Origin of the sequence: Marinobacter sp. 3-2, assembly GCF_003751355.1 — a bacterium.
GTDB lineage: Bacteria > Pseudomonadota > Gammaproteobacteria > Pseudomonadales > Oleiphilaceae > Marinobacter > Marinobacter adhaerens.
Window position 1 is genome coordinate 810,275 of sequence record NZ_RJUQ01000011.1, and the last position, 19,399, is coordinate 829,673.

Annotated in this window: 22 protein-coding genes; 12 read left to right on the forward strand and 10 right to left on the reverse strand. The window is 56.9% G+C overall.

Annotated elements, in window-relative coordinates; all coding sequences use genetic code 11:
* The first annotated feature begins 6 nt into the window (after positions 1 to 6).
* Both EDB94_RS05525 and EDB94_RS05530 read left to right on the forward strand, forming a co-directional pair.
* On the forward strand, positions 7 to 1,440 hold the full coding sequence (locus tag EDB94_RS05525; protein WP_108017694.1) for a PLP-dependent aminotransferase family protein: 1,434 nt from the start codon (positions 7 to 9) through the stop codon (positions 1,438 to 1,440).
* Complete coding sequence (locus EDB94_RS05530) at positions 1,437 to 2,165, forward strand: bifunctional 2-polyprenyl-6-hydroxyphenol methylase/3-demethylubiquinol 3-O-methyltransferase UbiG (protein ID WP_181259008.1); 729 nt, start codon at positions 1,437 to 1,439, stop codon at positions 2,163 to 2,165. The genes EDB94_RS05525 and EDB94_RS05530 overlap by 4 nt, the downstream gene beginning before the upstream one ends.
* Here EDB94_RS05530 and EDB94_RS05535 read toward each other — a convergent pair.
* Positions 2,086 to 2,988: a LysR family transcriptional regulator gene (locus EDB94_RS05535; RefSeq protein WP_108017696.1), complete on the reverse strand. Its 903-nt coding sequence runs from the start codon at positions 2,986 to 2,988 to the stop codon at positions 2,086 to 2,088. The genes EDB94_RS05530 and EDB94_RS05535 overlap by 80 nt on opposite strands.
* Before the next feature lie 104 nt (positions 2,989 to 3,092).
* Here EDB94_RS05535 and EDB94_RS05540 point away from each other — a divergent pair, with 104 nt between their 5' ends.
* Together EDB94_RS05540 and EDB94_RS05545 are read left to right on the forward strand one after the other, a co-directional pair.
* Positions 3,093 to 3,725 (forward strand): bifunctional 2-polyprenyl-6-hydroxyphenol methylase/3-demethylubiquinol 3-O-methyltransferase UbiG, encoded by a 633-nt coding sequence (locus EDB94_RS05540; RefSeq protein WP_108017697.1) that lies wholly within the window; start codon positions 3,093 to 3,095, stop codon positions 3,723 to 3,725.
* Between the two features lie 112 nt (positions 3,726 to 3,837).
* Positions 3,838 to 4,041 carry a DUF3185 family protein gene (locus EDB94_RS05545; RefSeq protein ID WP_014578027.1) on the forward strand — a complete coding sequence of 68 codons (204 nt, stop codon included), beginning with the start codon at positions 3,838 to 3,840 and terminating at the stop codon, positions 4,039 to 4,041.
* Between the two features lie 13 nt (positions 4,042 to 4,054).
* Here the strand turns inward: EDB94_RS05545 and EDB94_RS05550 are convergent, their stop codons facing one another.
* The 4 genes from EDB94_RS05550 to EDB94_RS05565 all read right to left on the reverse strand — a co-directional run bounded on the left by EDB94_RS05550 (position 4,055) and on the right by EDB94_RS05565 (position 8,832).
* Positions 4,055 to 4,447: a DUF2784 domain-containing protein gene (locus tag EDB94_RS05550; RefSeq protein WP_108017698.1), complete on the reverse strand. Its 393-nt coding sequence runs from the start codon at positions 4,445 to 4,447 to the stop codon at positions 4,055 to 4,057.
* 16 nt (positions 4,448 to 4,463) lie between these two features.
* Positions 4,464 to 5,558 (reverse strand): GGDEF domain-containing protein, encoded by a 1,095-nt coding sequence (locus EDB94_RS05555; protein WP_146162192.1) that lies wholly within the window; start codon positions 5,556 to 5,558, stop codon positions 4,464 to 4,466.
* 108 nt (positions 5,559 to 5,666) lie between these two features.
* Positions 5,667 to 6,311, reverse strand: a complete 645-nt coding sequence (locus tag EDB94_RS05560) for an OmpA family protein (RefSeq protein WP_108017700.1) — start codon at positions 6,309 to 6,311, stop codon at positions 5,667 to 5,669.
* A 13-nt stretch (positions 6,312 to 6,324) separates the two neighbouring features.
* Positions 6,325 to 8,832 carry a hypothetical protein gene (locus EDB94_RS05565; RefSeq protein ID WP_108017701.1) on the reverse strand — a complete coding sequence of 836 codons (2,508 nt, stop codon included), beginning with the start codon at positions 8,830 to 8,832 and terminating at the stop codon, positions 6,325 to 6,327.
* Positions 8,833 to 9,094: 262 nt separating this feature from the next.
* On the opposite strand from EDB94_RS05565, the gene codB reads away from it, so the two are divergent.
* The 3 genes from codB to codA are packed head-to-tail and all read left to right on the forward strand — an operon-like array spanning position 9,095 to position 12,288.
* Positions 9,095 to 10,378 (forward strand): cytosine permease, encoded by a 1,284-nt coding sequence (gene codB, locus EDB94_RS05570; protein WP_108017702.1) that lies wholly within the window; start codon positions 9,095 to 9,097, stop codon positions 10,376 to 10,378.
* A complete protein-coding gene (locus EDB94_RS05575; protein WP_108017703.1) occupies positions 10,379 to 11,002 on the forward strand; it encodes a PucR family transcriptional regulator in 624 nt (207 codons plus the stop codon).
* Between the two features lie 29 nt (positions 11,003 to 11,031).
* Complete coding sequence (gene codA, locus EDB94_RS05580; RefSeq protein ID WP_062781437.1) at positions 11,032 to 12,288, forward strand: cytosine deaminase; 1,257 nt, start codon at positions 11,032 to 11,034, stop codon at positions 12,286 to 12,288.
* 14 nt (positions 12,289 to 12,302) lie between these two features.
* On the opposite strand, the gene EDB94_RS05585 is transcribed toward codA, so the two are convergent.
* From EDB94_RS05585 to EDB94_RS05595, 3 genes are read right to left on the reverse strand one after another with little or no spacing between them, the layout of a single operon-like run.
* Positions 12,303 to 12,758: a DUF4112 domain-containing protein gene (locus EDB94_RS05585; RefSeq protein ID WP_108017704.1), complete on the reverse strand. Its 456-nt coding sequence runs from the start codon at positions 12,756 to 12,758 to the stop codon at positions 12,303 to 12,305.
* A 20-nt stretch (positions 12,759 to 12,778) separates the two neighbouring features.
* Entirely contained in the window at positions 12,779 to 13,426 is a 648-nt protein-coding gene (locus EDB94_RS05590; protein WP_108017705.1) for a DsbA family oxidoreductase, read from the reverse strand.
* 57 nt (positions 13,427 to 13,483) lie between these two features.
* Positions 13,484 to 14,347 (reverse strand): LysR substrate-binding domain-containing protein, encoded by an 864-nt coding sequence (locus tag EDB94_RS05595; protein ID WP_041645483.1) that lies wholly within the window; start codon positions 14,345 to 14,347, stop codon positions 13,484 to 13,486.
* Between the two features lie 112 nt (positions 14,348 to 14,459).
* Here EDB94_RS05595 and EDB94_RS05600 point away from each other — a divergent pair, with 112 nt between their 5' ends.
* The 3 genes from EDB94_RS05600 (at position 14,460) to tenA (ending at position 16,378) form a co-directional block, all read left to right on the forward strand.
* Positions 14,460 to 15,362, forward strand: a complete 903-nt coding sequence (locus EDB94_RS05600; protein WP_108017706.1) for a DMT family transporter — start codon at positions 14,460 to 14,462, stop codon at positions 15,360 to 15,362.
* A gap of 110 nt (positions 15,363 to 15,472) precedes the next feature.
* Positions 15,473 to 15,685 carry a penicillin-binding protein gene (locus EDB94_RS05605; RefSeq protein ID WP_108017707.1) on the forward strand — a complete coding sequence of 71 codons (213 nt, stop codon included), beginning with the start codon at positions 15,473 to 15,475 and terminating at the stop codon, positions 15,683 to 15,685.
* Positions 15,686 to 15,709: 24 nt separating this feature from the next.
* A complete protein-coding gene (gene tenA / locus EDB94_RS05610) occupies positions 15,710 to 16,378 on the forward strand; it encodes a thiaminase II (RefSeq protein WP_014578040.1) in 669 nt (222 codons plus the stop codon).
* A gap of 40 nt (positions 16,379 to 16,418) precedes the next feature.
* Here the strand turns inward: tenA and EDB94_RS05615 are convergent, their stop codons facing one another.
* Positions 16,419 to 16,898, reverse strand: coding sequence for an NADAR family protein (locus tag EDB94_RS05615; RefSeq protein WP_108017708.1), 480 nt, complete (start codon positions 16,896 to 16,898; stop codon positions 16,419 to 16,421).
* A gap of 97 nt (positions 16,899 to 16,995) precedes the next feature.
* On the reverse strand, positions 16,996 to 17,688 hold the full coding sequence (gene mtgA / locus EDB94_RS05620) for a monofunctional biosynthetic peptidoglycan transglycosylase (protein ID WP_108017709.1): 693 nt from the start codon (positions 17,686 to 17,688) through the stop codon (positions 16,996 to 16,998).
* A gap of 110 nt (positions 17,689 to 17,798) precedes the next feature.
* On the opposite strand from mtgA, the gene EDB94_RS05625 reads away from it, so the two are divergent.
* Together EDB94_RS05625 and EDB94_RS05630 are read left to right on the forward strand one after the other, a co-directional pair.
* Positions 17,799 to 18,128, forward strand: coding sequence for a 2OG-Fe(II) oxygenase (locus EDB94_RS05625; protein WP_082813960.1), 330 nt, complete (start codon positions 17,799 to 17,801; stop codon positions 18,126 to 18,128).
* The gene (locus EDB94_RS05630; protein ID WP_108017710.1) at positions 18,125 to 19,342 is read left to right on the forward strand and encodes a polyhydroxyalkanoate depolymerase; all 1,218 of its coding nucleotides are present in this window, start codon (positions 18,125 to 18,127) and stop codon (positions 19,340 to 19,342) included. Before EDB94_RS05625 ends, EDB94_RS05630 begins: the two co-directional genes overlap by 4 nt.
* Positions 19,343 to 19,399: the final 57 nt, after the last annotated feature.

The following is a 19,399-nucleotide window of genomic DNA, read 5'->3' on the forward strand; positions in this document are numbered from 1 at the left end:
GTTGATGTGATTGATGATATTCGCTTGGACAGCGCGCATCCTCTGCAGCATCAGCTGTATCAACGGTTGTCCGAACGGATACTCGACCAGCGCTACCCACCCGGGCGCCAGCTTCCGCCCAGCCGCCAGATGGCGAAGGATCTTGGCATCAGCCGCAATACGGTGAACGCCGTTTATGAGCAGCTCAAGGCGGAGGGCTTTCTTCAAAGCAGAGCGGGCAAGGGTATCTTCGTCCATGAAGAAATCAAATCAGCGATAAACCCCTCAGGGCCGGGCCTGGAGAAATCCGGTGGCGTTTCCATGAATTTGCCACCGCTGCCGCCACTTCCAGCGGGAACGCCGAAGCCTGTTGAAGACGCCAGTTTGCCATTCCAGCCGGGCTTGCCAGACCTGGATGCATTCCCCATCCGCAGCTGGAACCGGATCCTGCACCACCAGGAAAGCCGGCGAACACTGAGAGGGTATGACAGCATCCAGGGATTCCAGCCCTTGCGACGCGCCATCGCCGCTTACGTCAGAACGTCCCGAGGGGTTCGCTGCGAAGAACACCAAGTCATAATCACCAATGGCGCGCAGCAAGCGCTCTCGCTTATTGCCGACGTTTTCCTGCAACGGGACGACAGTATCCTGTGTGAAAATCCGGGATACCGGGGCGCCCGGAACGCGCTGGGCCGGTTGGGCAATCCCGTGATTCCAATCCCCCTCAGGAACCACGTCCTGGATGTGGAAGCGTTGCCGGGCCTTGAACCTGCCGGGGCCAAGCTCCTGTTCTGCACGCCCACGCACCAATACCCCATGGGCGGCATCCTCGACCTTTCCCAGCGAATGGCTCTGGTGCAATGGGCCCAGCAAAACGGATGCTGGATCATCGAGGACGACTACGACAGCGAGTTCCACTTCTACAACAAACCCTTCGCTGCCATTCAAGGCCTGTACGAGAATTCACCCGTGCTCTACATGGGCAGCTTCAGCAAAACGTTACTACCAGCATTGCGCATCGGCTATCTGGTGGTCCCGGAAGCGGTTGTCGACCCCTTGCTCTGGGCCAAGCAGATCAGTGGTGGAGAGACCCCTCTTCTTGTCCAGGCAACCATCGCCGAATTCATTGAGAGTGGTCAGTTCACACGCCATCTGCGGCGAATGCGTCAGCTGTACCGGGACAAATGGCAACTCTTCCAGAGCGAGGTTACGAAAAAGCTCGGCGGACTTGCTCAACCGGTGGCGGAAAGCGCGGGGATGCACCTGGTACTTGAAGGAGATTTTGACGACCTGGCGCTGAGCCAATGGTTGAAAGCCAGGGGATTTGGCAGTACACCGCTGAGCGCGCACTTTCTGGGAGATTCCTCCAGAACCGGCCTCGTAATGGGATTTGCGAGCGCCAACGAGCGCGAGATCAGAGAATGCGTCAACACCCTGCAATCGGGGCTCACCAAACCATGACATCAAAGTACGAAAAACAGATTCTTACCGCATGGAACTCAAATGCCTCGCCCTGGATCAGGGCCGTGGAACAAGCGGGCATTCGAGCGCCGGGGAACCTCTCCAGCAGCAGTGTTTTAAGAGTGATTGAAGATTACGCCCCCTCGGGTGGCTCAATTCTCGACGCAGGATGTGGCGAGGGCTGGTTGATCAGAGAATTAACGCGCCTTGGCTACCGAGGCACCGGAACAGATGCCGTGCCGGAATTGATCGAATATGCCCGGCAACAGGGAGAGGAAGACTTCAGGGTCCTCAACTACGAACAACTGGAAAATGCCGACCTGGGCACGTTTGATCTTGTTGTGAACAACTTTGCCTTGCTGGGAGACACGTCGGTGACCGCGTTTCTCAAGGCCCTGCCCAAACTTCTCAATCCCGGTGGTGCGTGCGTCATCCAGACTCTCCATCCTGTCGCCTTTTTCCATCAAGGAGAATACGCCACTGGCTGGAAGCCCGGAACCTGGGCTGGCCTTCCCGGCGATTTCGGCGATCCGGCTCCCTGGTACTTCCGAACGCTCGCCGGTTGGCTCAATCTGTTCAGGACATCCGGATTGACGTTGGCAGAAATCAGGGAACCTGCCAACGAGGGCCAACCGCCCCAATCGATTATTTTTGTGGTTCAAAATACTCGGAAAGCTCAGCGGCCAGAAAATCAAAAACCGTCCGAACCCGAAGGTTCATCCTGAGTTCCCGATGTGATACCAGCCAGACATCGCCGCCAAAAACCCTATCCTCGAAGACTCTCTCTACTTCAGGCTCTGCATCACCCAACTCAACGGGCATCATGCCAATACCGATACCCGTCCGAGCCATTTGCCAATGCACCAGATGGCTGTCCGTCCTGGCAACGAATTGCTCTTCCCGCAGCTTGAGGCCACGCTGCGCCAGGGCTCCCACGTATCTCTCATTGTTTGAAAGAAAGCCTATGAATGGGGCCTTACAAAGATCCTCGGTCAACGGCGATGGCAGATCAGCCAGGATTTCGGGTCTGGCGTAGAGAGTCGCCGAGAATTCCCCCACCTTGCGGGCAATCAGATCGGGTTCTGTGGGTCGAAAGTTCCGGATGGCAATGTCCGCAGCACGGCGGCGAAGATCGCTGGCCTCATTGGAGGCAACAAGGTTGATACGTATTCCGGGATACTGGTACCGAAGCCTTTGAAGAATTGGAGGCAGAATGTAAGCGGCAGTGATTTCAGATGCCGAAATCGCAATCTCACCCTCAATGGACTTCGCCTGACCCGTTGCCGCAAGTGAGAGGCTGCTTGCGGCCTCTCCCATCGCTCTGACATAGGCAAGCAGTTCGAGGCCATTCCGAGTCAATTCCAGCCCACGACCTCCCCGCTCAAACAGCGCCGTAGAAAGTTCCTCTTCCAACGCCGCAACCTGCCTTCCGAGGGTCGGCTGCGAAACCCCCAGAGCCTTTGCTGCAGCAGAGAGGGATCCTTCCTCGGCTGTCACCAGGAACGCACGGGCTCGGTTCCAATCGAAGTTAACGGTTCGCCAATTCATTCAAATATGCATATCTGCAATAAATTTCTGTCGATACTACCAACAGAAGTGAAGAGATAGAATCTGTTCCCGGAATTAAATCAACCGCCCTGAGAGACGAACTCATGAATTCATCCATCCGTTTCTGGAACCGCAGCGCTGCTCGATACGCCCGCCGTCCCATCCCGGACCAGAACGCCTATCTGAGAAAGATCGCCCTCACCCAGAAATATCTCAATCCGGAAATGGATGTTCTGGAGTTCGGCTGTGGTACGGGATCAACGGCCCTCATTCACTCGCCCAGAGTACGCAGCTACCTGGCAACCGATGCCTCCTCCCGAATGATAGACATCGCCCGAGAGCGAAAGGCAGGAAAAGACGCCGACAACCTTCGCTTTGTGGTTGCCACACTTGAGGATATGCAACATCGGCAGCAAGCGTTCGACGCGATCCTGGGGTTGAACATCCTGCACCTCCTCCGACACCCCGAAGTTGCGATACAACGGGTTTTCAGCATGTTGAAACCTGGCGGAGTGTTCATCAGCAACACCGCCTGCCTTCAAGATACTTGCCCCTATTTGAAACCAGTTGCGTCCCTGGCCCGAGGTCTGCGACTCGCGCCCTATGTAAATTTCTTGTCCCGTTGCCAGTTGGAGAGGCATCTGGAGTACGCCGGATTCCAGATTGATTATCGCTGGGTGCCTGAAACCTCAAAAGACGTTTACTTCCTGATTGCCAGAAAACCAGAATCATCATGAGAAGAGCAATATCGATCGATTGAAACAGCTGTTGGAAAACCCGCACTGGGATGGCAAGCTTCCCTGAATCCAAGGCTCGCTGAATGGCGGCCTCAATCTGAAGGAGAATTCAATGGGAAGTTCAAAGCTGGTCGGTATCGTTTTGCTGGTGGTTGGCGTCGGCCTGCTGTATTTCGGCTACCAATCAACCCAGTCACTGGGGAACCAGTTGTCCGAAACGGTCACGGGGCGTTTTACAGACCAGACCATGTGGTATCTGATCGGCGGGGCGGCCGCGGCTGCAGCCGGCGCTTTCCTGACATTTTTCAAGAAATAATCCTGCCGGTTTTTCACCGCTCGGGCCTGACCACAAACCAGCTGGCCAGGACGAGCGCTCCGAAAACCGTGTAGGCCAGAATAAACACCCAGTCCGGCGCACTGTAATACAGAATGGACTGCAGCCAGTGCTGGATAAACGATCCCTCATAGCCCGCCTCCCCGGCCTTTGCCCGAAGCGCCATTTCCCAGGTCGTAAGTGGGCAAAGCACACCCAGCCAGGATTGCAGAACCACTACAACAATCACAATCAGGTGGCTGAGACGGAACCAGAAATTGCGAACCCAGCGCCACTGGCAGAAATAGCCGGCAAAGGTTGCCATCAGCCCAAGGATGACAAAAACCACCAGCATCGTGTGCAGGATCAGGAGCGCATCAGCAAAGATCAGTAACCAGCGGCTATCCATCGCTACTCGACGTCCACTAGGCCATTACGTATCTGGCGCGACCCTGTTTTTTCGCGCGGTACAATGCCTCATCGGCCCTTCGAATCATTTCATCGATGGAATCAAACTCGGTGGCCAGGCCCTGACAGATTCCAATGGAACAGCTAAGTTCCTTGCTATCGGGGCTATCCTCATTTGGAACCGCGCGGTCCTGCCATTGTTTCAGAACCTCTGCAGCAAGAAGTTCAAACCGGTCGGCATGTTCGCCCTCAATGACGGCCATGAATTCCTCGCCGCCGTATCGCCCGAGGATATCGGTCTGTCTTTTGAATACCTGCCTCATGATGTCAGCCTGCTGTCGAATAGCCTGATCACCCTGCTGGTGGCCGTAGTGGTCGTTGAACTGCTTGAAATGATCAAGATCCATCATAAGTACGGCGAGTCTCTGATTGGAGCGCCGCTGCCGGGCAAACAAACGCCCGGATTCACTCATCAATGCCCGGCGATTGAAGAGATCGGTCAGTTCATCGATGGTGCTCAGGCCAACCAACTGCTCGTTGGCCTCCTGAAGCTGCCCCAGCAGTCGATCAATCCTGTGCCGGCCGATCACACCGACAAACAGTGAGCCGGCCACGAACCCGGCGTTCATCCAGGTTCGCTCGCCGTAAACGGAATCCATGAGCATCAAGCCGACAAAGCCCAGAGAACTGAGCACCATCGCGGTCAGCGCGTAATGGAATTTCATTCCAAAAACAAAGAAACCGAAGAAGGCGTACAGCAACGTCCCTTCGTAAGGAAAGCTGAATGCTGCCTGCTCCCATGCCACGTGGATCAGGTAGTAATTGGCGTAGGTAATGCTCAGAACAGTCGCCAAAAACGCGGTCTGGGCAAAGCGAAGAAATTGCGGGACGAAGGTGAAGGCGAGCAGGCCTGCGAGAATCGGAAGCTGAATGAGGGCTCTGTTCGTTATGTAGGCGCTCGCCAGATCCGGCGGGATCAACTGAAGATCACCAATCATGAACAGGGAGATCAGAATGCCACCCACCACGATGGAGAATCGCAGCATGAGCATGTCGCGGGGGGATACCGTATTCGCTTCAACCGAGGGAGTCGGCATAAAAATGGAGCTCACAACGCACTTTATTCCCTGTACCTGCCGAGTCTAAACAAATTCTCGCCCTGACCACCAGCAAATAAACGAATCAAAAGAGGTACTACCTGTACAATTTTCCCACACACCTCACTCAAAAATCAGGATTTCCACCATTCGACGGGCCGGGTTTTCGGATTCGTCGGATCCTCCCGAAAGGGCCTCCCCTGTGCCATCAATCGTAATAAGAAGATCACCAGTTTGCCCCAACTCCGCCAGCAGAGTATCGAGATATTGCTTAACCGCCGCTGCACGGCGTAGCGAAAGCAGGTAATTGTAGGTTTCATCCCCTACGGCGTCTGCTTGCCCCCTGAGCGAGATGAGAGCGCCTTCCTTGACGCCTTCCATGAGACGATTAATCCGGTCTTTGGCCTGCTCACTGAGCGTACTGTCATTGAGGGCAAACAAAACCGTTTCCCGAATCAGCATTCTGCGACCACAGTCGTCACCGCGGCAGTTGGCAGCCTCGAAACGGTCGAGGCGTTCAGACAGACTTTTTATTGCGTCTGCATTTTGCTTCTGCAACGCCTCCAGGTTAGCCAGCCTGGCATTCAACGCGCCCATGTCCGGGCCTTGAACCGACCGGTCGATCACTTCGGCACTATCCGATTCGCTATAGATATAACTGCCAGTATCAGACTCAATCGCGATAATGCGCGCGCTCAGGTTGGTCCAGAGTATGTAAAAAACGACCGCCACCAGTATGAATCCGATCGCGGTTAGAGCACTCCTCATGGCGGCTACCCCGTTATACCGGCAGGAGAAAACAAGTCAGAAACCGTGCGGCCCCTGATCGCTGACGCTGCACGTTGGAATGCATGACAGCCAGATCTTTGTTGAGTGCACGGATCTGGACGCCGCTGCGGTAAACGTTCCGGAAACTCAAATTGGCATGCATCCCGAATCGGGTGGTGGTCTGCCATGCGAGCAGCTGGTCCGGACTGTTGCTGGGAGTCTCCTCGCCATCTGTGCCGTCACTGCCGCGGGCAGAAAGCAACAGGGTGCCATCGCCCACGGCATCAGAGGGTACAAAAGCAACCACATAAAACATCCGCCCGAATATTAAAGAGGCCAGCTGCCAGCTATACCGGGTGCGAAGACCGATACGCTCACTCATCCCCACGAACTGCCTCCAGGAAAAGATCACAGCATCACCTGGCTTGAGGGTCCAGACCACAATCCGTTCATCGGCGGGTAACCGACGATATGGTGCTGCCCCGCCAACGCGGGCGCCTGTCCATACCCGGTTCATGTGCCAGGCCCCGCGCAAGAAGCGGGAGAAGAAGGCCTTTTGGGCCTGCGGAGTCACCTCATCAGGCGGCGCATTGGCGAAATCATAGCGTTTGCTAACGTATATCAGCTCTCCCATATCTGGCGTGAGATCGAGACGGTCTGACACCTCTCGCACCCCGCCGGACTGTCCGGGCTCTGACTGTGGCTCAAACTGAATCACACGCTCGCCATCAACCTTCGCTCCAAAAAATACCCGCGCAAAAATGTACATCAGACTCTTGATGACAACGAGGATCAACACGAACCATGAAACCCAAGAATAGATATCAACAACAGCGTAGATCACGCTCAACTGCGTCTTTATGGCCGTTTCCATATCATGGAAAGTCGCACTCAAATCCTCGCGGGCAACATCAACAAGGTTGCCGGCACCGCTTGTGGCAAGCTCCGCATAGCCCTGCGTTGCGCGATCAAGGCTCTGGCGCTGTGACTCGCGCTTTTCAGCATAGGCCTCGTTCAGCGGTTCCTTGACCGACGTTTCTGCGCATGACGCCGTCTGGAAAACCCAGGGCAGGAAACCACTACAACCCGGTGGTGCCATTTCTGGCTCTACATCAGGCAAGGTCTTGGGCACCTCTTGCTCATAGAACGACATCATTGCGGCAGCCACGGCTTTCGGGGACGATTTTGCCCTCGCGTCGAGGTCATCAAGCATTCTGAAAGCGGCCTCTTCCTGATCATCGAAATAGGCGCTGATCGCACGATCGATGTTCTGCCTCCGGTTTGCTTTCGGGTCGGAGTCCGCCATGAATTCCAGACTGTAAAGTTGGTTATCGACCCATCGATCAACCTGCCGGGAGGCTGCCAGGCCAAGCGCCAGCAACGTCAGGAACGGCAGGTAGAAGACCAGTGTTTTGCGGCAAGTCTGCAATAGAAAAGGTCCCGACTGCCTGCGAAGCAACGGGAAATTCTCCCGTACCAACAAGCGCGCAATGCGCAGCGCGAAGCAAAGCATCAAGAACTGAACAATCAACCAGAGCCTGTAGCCCAGGGCGCCTTCTGAATAAAACACTGCGGCGAACAGCGAAACACCCAGAAGCGACAGGTAAACCGTAGATCCCATAGGAAAGACCCAGAGCAGAGCCACCAACACTGCCAGACACAGCAGTTTGTAAGTCATGGAAATCTGCCAGGCTCTGTAAGCATCACTTGCCCAGAGATAGGTGCTGATTCGTGCATCAAGGTCCCGCAGCTGTGTCAGAGCCTGCTCAGTATCCGATCGTGCTGTTTGGATCGATGTCAGCTCCACTCTCAATGCCCGGCGAGTGGTTTCCAGGGCATTACGGTGACGGATAACCTTGTTTCGCCCTTGCCTGAGCTTCTCCCCCAACACCTTGTTCGCCAGTCCAAGGCTGAAACGCGAGACTATGGCCAGATCACGCAGCGACTTATCAATCATACTCAGGTGCGAGTTAGCCTGAGCGATCTTCAGCCTCAATGCCGTTATCTGAACAGCAATCTTGGCAGCCCGCTGGCTGACGTTCGTGTCCCAGGCACCACTCCGTTCTGAAAGCTGGTCCAACTCGCTCAGTAGTTCGGCGCGCTCGAAACGGAACAGCCCCGTGTCCGTATGATCTATGTCACCAATCCTGCTTCGGAGTGAGTCCAGGTCCGGTAGCTCAGCACTTTCTCTGGCGAGCTTTTCATTTTCGTAGAGCCTCTCCTGGGCATCCCAGGCGCTTGGAAACGGTTCAGCCAGCTTCTCAGGAGGGAAAAAGACCAGCGCCAACCAGGGCAAAAGCAGTGGCATCAGGACAAAGCGTCGCAGAACAACGCACGCCGCGATTCCAACAACGAAAACGACAAGGCAGAGCTCTGGGGGAAGGAACATCAGGCTTTCAACCTCAAGCCCAAAGCGCTCGTCAAACATGGAAAAAGGAGAAATGTGGCCAGTAACCACAGCCGGAGCGATGCCAAGTGCGATGGCAACCCACAGGGTGTAGCTGGCACCGCGCCTGGTCATTGAGTGAATTCCTTCTCGCCAAAGGAGTAATTGGAAGTGTAGTCCAGTTTGCTGCCGTCGCCCGACGCACCAAAGGAGTAACTCCGGCTCCAGATCGCACCGTATTGAAGCAGAGAGGTTCCTGCCAACGGCTCTTCAACAGTGCCTTTGTGCACTATGCACAATATCTGGCGGACTGCGCCGCAAGATTCGACCCGATAAGCCTCCATGGCACAAACGTTGCCAACTCCCTTGGTGTTACCCAAGACACGGAGAGATCGTCATGACCACTGAACCTACACCCAAAGAACAGGATTATCCCTTAAGCCCGGTTCCCATGGATCAGCGCAAAAGCGTCTGGTCCATGGGGTTGGTGCTCCTTGGCTTTACTTTCTTTACCGCCACCATGTGGGCTGGTGGCAGCGTTGGTGTTGCCTTCGACTTTTCCACAATGCTGATGGTTCTGGCGGTCGGCAATCTGCTGCTGGGGCTGTACGCAGCAGGGCTGGGTTATATCGCCGCGAAGACTGGCCTGAACACAGCCCTGATGAGCCGGTTCACCTTTGGCGAGCTGGGCAGCAAGCTGTCCGACTTTATTCTGGGTTTCACCCAGATTGGCTGGTACGCCTGGGGCACGGCCACTATGGCAATTCTGCTGGTCAAACTCACCGGGATGCCGGAAGGGATGACAACACCGCTGATGGTGCTGTTCGGGTTCGCCTTCTGTGTTACTGCGTTTATCGGTTACCAAGGACTGGAGTGGCTATCGAGGGTTGCCGTCCCCGCCATGATTATTCTGGTCGCCGTCAGTATGTCCATCGCCACATCCGATGCTGGCGGCCTGTCCGGGCTGCTGGCTATTACCCCGACCAATGAGATGAGCGTTGCAGCTGCAATCACGCTGGTCTTCGGCACCTTTGTCAGTGGCGGCACCCAGGCCACCAACTGGACCCGCTTCGCGAAATCCGGCAAAACCGCTGTGATCGCCACATTGCTTGCGTTCTTCCTTGGCAACGGTCTGATGACCCTGATCGGCGCCTTTGGTGCCCTCGTTTACCAGCAAGCCGACATCGTCGACATCATGATCGCCCAGGGCCTCGCCACACTCGGTATCCTGATGCTGTTCCTGAATCTCTGGACCACCCAGGACAACACGGTTTACAACTTTGCGGTCGCGGGCTGCAACCTGATCCGTACCCGCCGCCGAAAATCGGTGACCATTGCTGGTGCCGCGATCGGGACAGTTCTGGCGGTACTGGGCATGTACGAATGGCTGATCCCGTTCCTTGTTCTGCTTGGCACCTTTATCCCGCCGATCGGTGGCGTCATCATGGCAAGCTACTTTGTCGGCTATAAACGCCAGTATCCGGAGCTGACCACGGTTACGCTGCCAGCCTTCAACTTCCCTGGGCTCGCGGCCTACGCCATCGGCTCCGCAGCCGCCTATACTTCTCCCTGGATTGCGCCCATTGTGGGTGTTCTCGTCGCGGCCCTGAGCTACAGCATTATTCTGGTTGTCAGCGAAGCGGTCCGTGAGCGTAAAGCCCAGGTGATGGGAGCGATCTGAGTGACCCTGCGATGCCGGAACGTGCCACACCTCCCCGGCCTGGATGCCATTCGGCTCCGGGGCGGGGAGTCCGCCGGGGATAACCCGGTACGCTGGCCCTATGTAGCGGAAAACCGCTCGTTCAAGAGCTGGGTCAAAGGTGGCGAACTGGTTTTTGTTACCGGCATCAGCCGACATCGCAGCCCCCAGAATCTGGCGGAATGCCTGTATGAGGGCAAGGAATGCAATGTCTCCGGACTCGTTGTCCTGACCGGAGATGCTTACATCGGTCAACTGCCCAACATGTTATGCCGGCTGGCCGACGAGCTTGCGATACCTCTGTTCGAACAGCCCTATTCTCTGCCCATGGTGGAAGTCACGGAAGCCATCGGCAGGGCCATTGTCTGGTCCGAACACACATCGATTGAGCAGATGGATCAAGCCATCCTGGCCGATTATGCAGACTTGCTCGATGCCTGGATTACCTGCCGGGGCAACCAGAGCGCCATGGCAGAAGCATTGGGCTGTCACAGGAACACAGTACGCAACAGAATGAACCAGCTCAGTGAATCAATGCCTGGCCAGGGCACCCCGACAGAACAATTCAGAACACTGTTACTGGCACACCTGCTACTGAGACCATAGATGCGGGTTAGCCACTGACCGGAGATAAAATGACTAAACCATTGAATGCAATAGCGAACGCACGTCTACAGGGCCGGGATGGGCTATTCCGGCTTGAGATCAGCAACGGACGCTTTTCAGGTATCACCGCCCAAGCCGAAAATACCACCGTCAATGAAGGCGAACTGGATGCCGGAGAAAATCTGGTCACAGCCCCTTTCGTGGAGCCACACATCCATCTCGACGCTGCCATGACCGCCGGGGAGCCGCGCTGGAACAAGAGCGGCACCCTGTTTGAAGGCATTGAATGCTGGTCCGAGCGCAAGACAACCCTGAGCCACGACGATGTGATCAGTCGCGCCAGCCAGACGCTGAAGCTCTTTGCCGCCCATGGCATCCAGTACGTGCGTACCCACGTGGATGTGACCGATCCGAACCTGACTGCCCTCAAGGCCATGCTTGAGGTTCGCGAACAGACCGCAGCCTTCATTGACCTGCAGATCGTCGCGTTTCCCCAGGAGGGCATCTGGTCTTTCAAAAACGGGCGTGAGCTCATGGAGGAAGCCGTGCGTCTCGGCGCTGATGTGGTGGGTGGCATTCCCCACTTCGAGTTTACCCGGGATTACGGTGCAGAGTCGGTTCGCTGGCTGATGGAGCTTGCCCATAAAAACGACCGACTGGTGGATGTTCACTGCGACGAAATTGATGATCCGGAATCCCGGTTCCTCGAAGTTCTGGCCGCCGAGGCCCTGAGACTCGACTACGGTTCCAGGGTATCCGCCAGCCATACCTGTGCAATGGGCTCCTACAACGATGCCTACTGCAGCCGCCTGTTTCGATTGCTGAAAAAGTCAGGCCTGCGCTTTCTTTCCATGCCCACTGAAAGCCTGCATTTGCAGGGCCGATTCGACAGCTATCCCAAACGCCGTGGCATCACCCGGGTCCCCGAGCTGCTTGATGCCGGACTGAAAGTCGCCTTTGGCCAGGACTCAATTCGCGACCCCTGGTATCCAATGGGCAACGGCAACATGCTCCGGACCCTTGATGTCGGCCTGCACGCCTGCCATATGCTGGGCATGAGCCGGATCGACCGTTCACTGGAGCTGATCACCGAGAATGGCGCGGCTGCGCTTGACCTTGATGAGTATGGCCTTGACGAAGGGATGCCAGCACGATGCGTGGTTCTTCAGGGGGCCTCGCCCTATGAAGTGCTACTCGGGCAGCGACCGGTGCTGGCGTCTGTAAGGGACGGGCAGGTGTTGGTCCGGCGGGAGGCCTCCCATCCGGAAACCGGCCTGATGCTTTAAGAGCATTATGCGGCTCAGAATAAAAGCGTGAGGCCGCCGGTCACCACAGCGAACAGCACGGATAGACCAATCACGGTCCGCCAGGGGAAAGGCGGAGGCGGTGGTTCAATCGCCAACTCCTTTTCCAGGTAGTTACGAAGCAGACGAGTGTTGCGGGTGTTGGCTTTATAAACCGCGTCGAAGGCATCGCCTACCACTGGCAACAGCCCGCCGAGAAAGTCGATGCCCATGTTCCGCAACATGCGCATCTTCACCGCCTTGGTGGCGCCTGCTCGCTGCGCTTCCACCAGTACGTATCCGGCCAGGACCAGGCCCACGGCGTCCCCGACCACGGGCAGCAGGCCAATTACGGCCTCCGCGCCAATCCGTACATTGGTGAACGGAATAGCGATGTTGCTATCGGTAAAGCGGCTGAACTTATCCAGCCGTGCCAAAATGGCCCGTTGCCGGGCTTCGGATGGTTTCTGCATTCTCTCTCCAACGAAGGCGCTCACTCAGGCTTTGCGCTGATTTCTTCGAATGCCTGAACCAGGGTGTCGGGTTCCTGGGCGCCGGAGATCAGGTATTTACCGTTCACGATGAAGGCCGGCACCGCAGAAACACCGGCCTGTTGATAGGTTGCTTCATCCTCGCGTACCACGTTGGCGAATTCATCGGAATCCAGAATCTGCTTTGCCCTCCCGCGGTCCAGCCCCAGGCTCTCGGCACAGGCCAGCAACACGTCCTGGTCTGAAACGTCTTCCGCCTTTCCAAAGTAAGCCTCGAAGAGCGCCTGCTTCATCTCCGTCTGCTTGCCCTGCTCAGCCGCCCACTTCACCAGCCGATGGGCGTCGAAGGTATTGCAGGTGAAGCGCTCCTGCATTTTCTCAAAGTTGAGGCCCAGATCTTTCGCGATCGTCATCATCTGATCCTGGGTCGCGCGCATTTCCTGCTCACTTCGACCGTACTTGCGGGCCAGGGCCGGCAGGATGGGCTCGCCCGTGCCAGAGTGGTCCGGGTTCAGTTCAAACGCGTGCCATTGCAGGCCGAATTCATACTCCGACGCCAACTGTTTCATAGCCTGTTCCAGGCGGGCATAACCAATCGCGCACCATGGGCAGGCAATGTCGGAAACAATGTCGATGTTGATCGTTTTCATGGGGTATCCCGTTAATTGCGTTTAGACACGATACTGCCAGCCTAACACGGAGACAGATCAGCCATCTCCCGCCAGATGTTCCCGGATCAGCTCTGCCATCTGCCGGGCCGGTTCAGTCGGACGGCCCGACGGCCGATGCAGGGCCATCTCGATGGATTGCAGGGCCGGCATACCGCTTCGTTCGTCCAGAACCCGCAGCTGGGGTGTGAGCATATCGCGGGTTACGGGCACCACCGCCAACCCGGCCACGACAACGGGCATCAATCCTGTCATCGACTGGCTTGAGTAAGCCAGGCGCCATTGCCGACCCGCAGAAAACAGCGCCTGTTCTGCCACCTCTCTGAACACATCAGCGCCCGGCGAGTAAAGCGCGAGAGGAATGGGATCTGTAAGGGACGGCTGTTTCTCGGCGCCAACCGCCCACACCAATGGCTCCCGGCGAATCACTTCGCCCCCGGGCGAACGGGTCTGACGGGTCACAACCGCCAGGTCCAGCTCACCAGCCTGCACCTGCTCCAGCAGCCTGACGCTTGATCCGCAGATAACCTGCAGCTGAACCGCCGGGAACAGCTGGCTGAAATGGGAGAGAACGGAGGTCAGCAGAAACGCATAGTCTTCCGGGATACCCAGGCTCAGTTGCCCCGATACCTGCCGCTGCCTTAGCGAATCCAGTGCCTCGTTGTTAAGGGCCAGCATCTTCCGGGCGTAACCGATCAGTTGCTCGCCCTCCGCGGTAAACCGAATACGCCGGCCCTCTCGCTCGTGAAGGGACACCTCCAACAGGGCTTCCAGGCGATGCAACTGCATGCTGACAGTTGACTGGGTATAGGCAAGCCGGTCAGCCGCCGCGGTTACCGTTCCCGTGTCGGCAATGGCCACCAGTGTTTGCAGCACGTTCAGATCCAGAATACGGGGACGCAATTCATCAACTCCTGTGATGCTTTTAATCACTAAACGTTGTTTTTGTGATATCTCAAGCGAGTATATCCTCCCGCTGTCAGATCACAACACACCAGCTAAAGGAGGACTGCCCATGAGGATTGTCAACGCGCCCATACGTCTGCCCAACATCCTGAGCATCATCGCGGCTCTGGTTGCCGTCGTTCTTTGGGCTGTTGCCCCTTTGCTGGTCGATGCAGCGCGTTCCATCCCGCCCTTCCAGCTTACGACCATCGCCCTGATCAGTGGCGCACTGGCCGTGCTGCCCATGAGTTTCCGGGGCCGCGAAGCGCGTAAATCTGTGAAAGTATCCTGGCAATGGAAGCTGGTGATTTTCGGTCTTGTGCCTTTGCTGGTTCTGGGGGCGGTCGGCGCCTACCTGGCCGGGCTTGGCATGGTACCCACCGCAGAGGCGTCATTGATCACCTATACCTGGCCGGTCATGTTCATCCTGATCAGCCAGTGGGCCTTCCATCGGCGGATCGCCCTCCCGGTTATTGCGGGGGCACTGATTGCCTTTTCCGGCGCGGCTTTGCTGCTGGGCCCGGAGGCCCTGAATAATGGTTTTTCAGGCAACCTGACCGGTTATGGGCTGGCTCTTCTGGCTGGGGGTTGCTGGGCTCTTTACTCCTGGATCTGCCAGGCAACACCCGTAGCGATCGCTCCTGTCATGCCAGGCCTGTTCCTTCTGGCTGGCGCCGGAGCGGCAGCCGCAGATACCGTTTCCGGCTCCGCCCATGTGCTGCCTTCAGGAACCGCGCTCGCCGCTGGTGTCGCCCTGGGTCTGGGTCCATATGGCCTGGCCATGGTGGCCTGGGATCTGGCATTAAGGAAAGGCCCTACCGCACTGGTGGGCAGCCTGGCCTATGCGGTACCTGTGCTGGCCGCTCTTTTCCTGGTACTGGCCGGAATTGCTGCGCCAGACTGGCGGCTTCCGCTGGCTGCGATGCTCGTAGTTCTTGGTTCGCTGGTGGCAGCCAGCCGTCGACGAGCCTGAACCTGACACATCGTCGAGCAAGGCGACCAGTCCAAGGCTACCTATCGGCCTTTCCCGGAAGAGATGCGTATACTCCTCATGTGTAACTCAAACCGCAGAGGAGTATGCCAATGGCCGACGAAGACACGCTCACCGCCCTGAAAACCGCCTTTACCTTCATGCCCCAACCGGTCGAAATCAATCGGTTCGAATACGGCGACGATGCTGACAGAATTCTCACGCAGGTGAATTTCGTGCGGGAAGTACTGGTCAGTCACGGCATTGATCCGGAAGAAGTCGCCGGTGAGATCAACCCGGACTCGTCACCTAATTCCTGTTACTGAGTCGACCGTCCTCCAGGAGAACGCATGCCTTATCAGTTCGAAGACCTGAAAAAGAGCTGTCAGACGGAATGGCAAGCCTATATTGAGCACAGCTTTGTGCAGCAACTGGGTAATGCGTCGTTGGCGCCCGAAGCGTTCCAGCATTACCTCAAGCAGGACTACCTGTTCCTGATCCAGTTCGCGCGTGCCTTTGCTCTTGCAGCCTATAAAAGCCCGACACTGTCGGATCTCCGCCAGGCCAAGGAAGGTTTGCAGGCCATTGTGGATGTGGAGCTGGATTTGCACATCAGCTACTGCAAGGAATGGGGAATTTCCGAACAAGAGCTGGCCGAACTACCGGAAGCCCGCGCCACACTCGCCTACACGCGCTATGTTCTGGATACCGGCAACCGTGGTGATCTGCTGGACCTCCACGTCGCCCTGTCGCCTTGCATGGTGGGTTACGGTGAAATCGCCAACTGGCTGAACAGCCGGGCGGAAACGATTCGGGGTGAGAACAACCCTTACGACGCCTGGATCGCCATGTACGAGAGCGACGAGTTCCAGGACGCCATGCAGGCAGAGATCAGCTGGCTCAATGAGCGACTGGCCGAAGTCTCCCCTGCCCGCTTCAAGGAACTAACCCGGATTTTCAGCGACGCCACCCGGCTTGAGATTGATTTCTGGGAAATGGGCTTGAAGCAGAGCGATTAACCTGTGCTACCAGCTTTGCAGTTGGCGCGCAGGCTGGAGTTCAAGCCTGCGCCGCCCGCTCTTCCCGCAATCTGGCCCGCACATTCATCAACACTTTCCCGTACCGGTTTTCACCCCGCCGATCCCGGCCACAACCCCAGAAATAATCGAAATTGCTGTTTTCAACGATTTTCGTGTCGCCGGTATCCAGCAGAGCCTCCGCCAGCTCGGGGTGGGTGCGGCAGCGCACGTAGATCCCCCGCGTCATAACGGTTTCGCGCACCTGTTTCCAATCCCGCCGCAGGCTCTTGTGACGCTTGCGCCCAAGCTTTCCTGCCTTGCCGGGCGTGTCGGCGTTGCGCACCTTTTCCTGGCGGTTGTCGTCTGTGAACTTCATTCCCTGGAAATAGTGTTCCACGGTTGGCCAGATCTTGCCTTCCAACTCGAAACTGTAGGCGGCATGGGTGCCCAGCGGGTTTTCCGGGTCGGTTCGTGACATGAACAGATCGTTCTCGCCGTTGTCGTCGGGGAAGAGAGACATTCGTGCAATCCTTTAAAATATAAGTGGTCCTGCAATACCCCTAGTATCAACGAGTCCGCGCCAGGGGTCACGCCAATAAATCTGCTCATCTGCAAGACTAGAGATCTCGCAGGTATCCAGCACCCAGCTGTGCAATCTGGCCCCGAATCCAGGCCACTCGCTCCAACACATACGAAGATAGCGAATTGACCCGCAGGACTTTCGGATTCGGGAGTACGGCCGCGAGCAGCGCGGCCTGGTACTCGGTAAGGTGACGGGCAGGCTTGCCGAAGTAGGCCTGGCTGGCGGCTTCAACGCCATAAATTCCGGGGCCAAACTCGGCAATATTCAGATAAACTTCCAGTACCCGCTGTTTTGGCCAGAGGCCGTCTATTACAAGTGCCAACCCCGCCTCGATGGCCTTGCGAATGAAACTGCGACCGTTCCAGAGAAAGAGGTTCTTGGCCGTTTGCTGGGTGATGGTACTGGCTCCTCGAAGCCCGTCGCCGGCCCGGTACTCCGAGAGCGCCTGGCGAACCGCCTCAAAATCCACGCCCAAATGATGCGGGAACCGCTGGTCCTCGCTGGCAACCACCGCCAGCGGCATCCAGGGAGAGATCTCGCCCATGGGCACCCATTCATGGGCGAGGGATTTGTTCGCGCCCTGAAGCTGATAACCCAGCATGAAGGCCGAGGTGGGTGGATTTACGAACCGGAACATCAGGACCACCAACAGCACCAGCACGATAGCGCCGGCGCATAGCAGCAAAAACCATCGCAAAAGCTTGCGACCACCTGATGCTCTGGCCATCAGTTCAAATCCTCATCTTTGTACGAGCGAGTTCCCGGCCATAATTGACCAACGGGCCGCACAGCGCGCAAACTGCTGATAGCGATTCTGCGAGAGCGTATGCCACTACCATGCCTGCAAAAGTAAAAACCCGGATTCTCTTTCATTCCAGACGCCTGAATATATACCTGGTCCGATATCCAGAGGGCCACAAGGTAGGGCCGCACGTGGACATGGTTTCCGAGGGCCGGCTCTACAAACTCAATTGGGTTCTGGCGAAACCCAAAGCCGGTGGCGAATTCATCTGCGACAAGAATATTTTCAACCTTTTTGGAAGATTGTATCTGTTTCGCCCGGATCTCTATGAGCATCGGGTATCAAAGATCGAGCGCGGAAATCGATGGCTGTTGAGTTTTGCGTTGACTTCCGGACTCCATAACTCAAGCAGGACAGTATCATGATGTATTTTGCCCATGAAATGAGCCGTGCCGCGCTGATGCCCTTGCGCATGATGACAGACGCACAGAGCAAATTGCTCAGGCACCCTCTCAGCCCTTTGTCCCGCTTACCTGGCGCTCGCAGTATTGCTTCCGCCTACGGCGTGTTCGGCGACCTGACCCGACGCTACCCGAAACCGGCCTTCAATCTGCACACAACGGTGTGCGATGGGGAGGAGGTCGACATCAGTGAAGTCATCGTCAAACGCAAACCCTTTGCCCAGCTCAAGCATTTCCAGCGCAGCGTATCTCGCCCCGATGACCCGAAACTCCTGATCGTTGCGCCCTTGTCCGGGCACTTTGCCTCACTGCTGCGTGGCACTGTGAAGGAAATGCTGCCAGACCACGACGTCTACATCACCGACTGGCGTGATGCCTGCAGGGTTCCTCTCTCCGCGGGCGACTTTGGGCTGGACGACTATATCGACTACGTGATCGATTTCATTGAAGAGCTTGGGCCGGACACTCATGTATTGGCGGTTTGCCAACCAGTCGTGCCAGTGCTCGCGGCTACCGCCATCATGGCCGAGGACAATAACCTCGCGACACCACGCTCACTCGCCCTGATGAGCGGCCCCATAGATGGACGCGTCGACCCCACCGCGCCATGCGAGCTGGCCACTAAACACAATCTGGCGTGGTTCCGGCGCAATCTGGTTCACCCTGTGCCCGCGCCTTATCCGGGAGCCATGCGGAAAGTTTATCCCGGCTTTCTGCAGCTGACCGGTTTCGTGAACATGAACTTCGACCGCCACGTAGACGCCTACCGGGGCCTGTTCAAGTCCATGCGGAACAAGGAAGTCGAGAAAATCAGGCGCCATCGTGAGTTCTACGACGAGTACCTCGCTGTCATGGATCTGCCGGCCACTTACTACCTCGATACTATCAAGCGTGTCTTTCAGGAGTTCCACCTTGCCCGGGGTTGCTTCATGCACCGGGGCCGAAAAGTGAACCCGGCCGCCATTGAAAACACGGCATTGATGACAATCGAAGGCGAGAAAGATGACATTTCCAGTCCGGGACAGACCCGGGCCGCCCACGACCTGTGCGTGAACATCCCGGATGCCAGGCGTCTGCACCATCTGCAAAAGGGGGTTGGCCACTACGGCGTCTTCAACGGCAGCCAATGGCGCGAATCCATTGCGCCTCGGCTCAAGACGTTCATACGGGAAGCGTGACGGAAATCACATTTTCTTGTCGCGAATCCGGTGCTCTGCTAGCTTGAATGAGGTGAT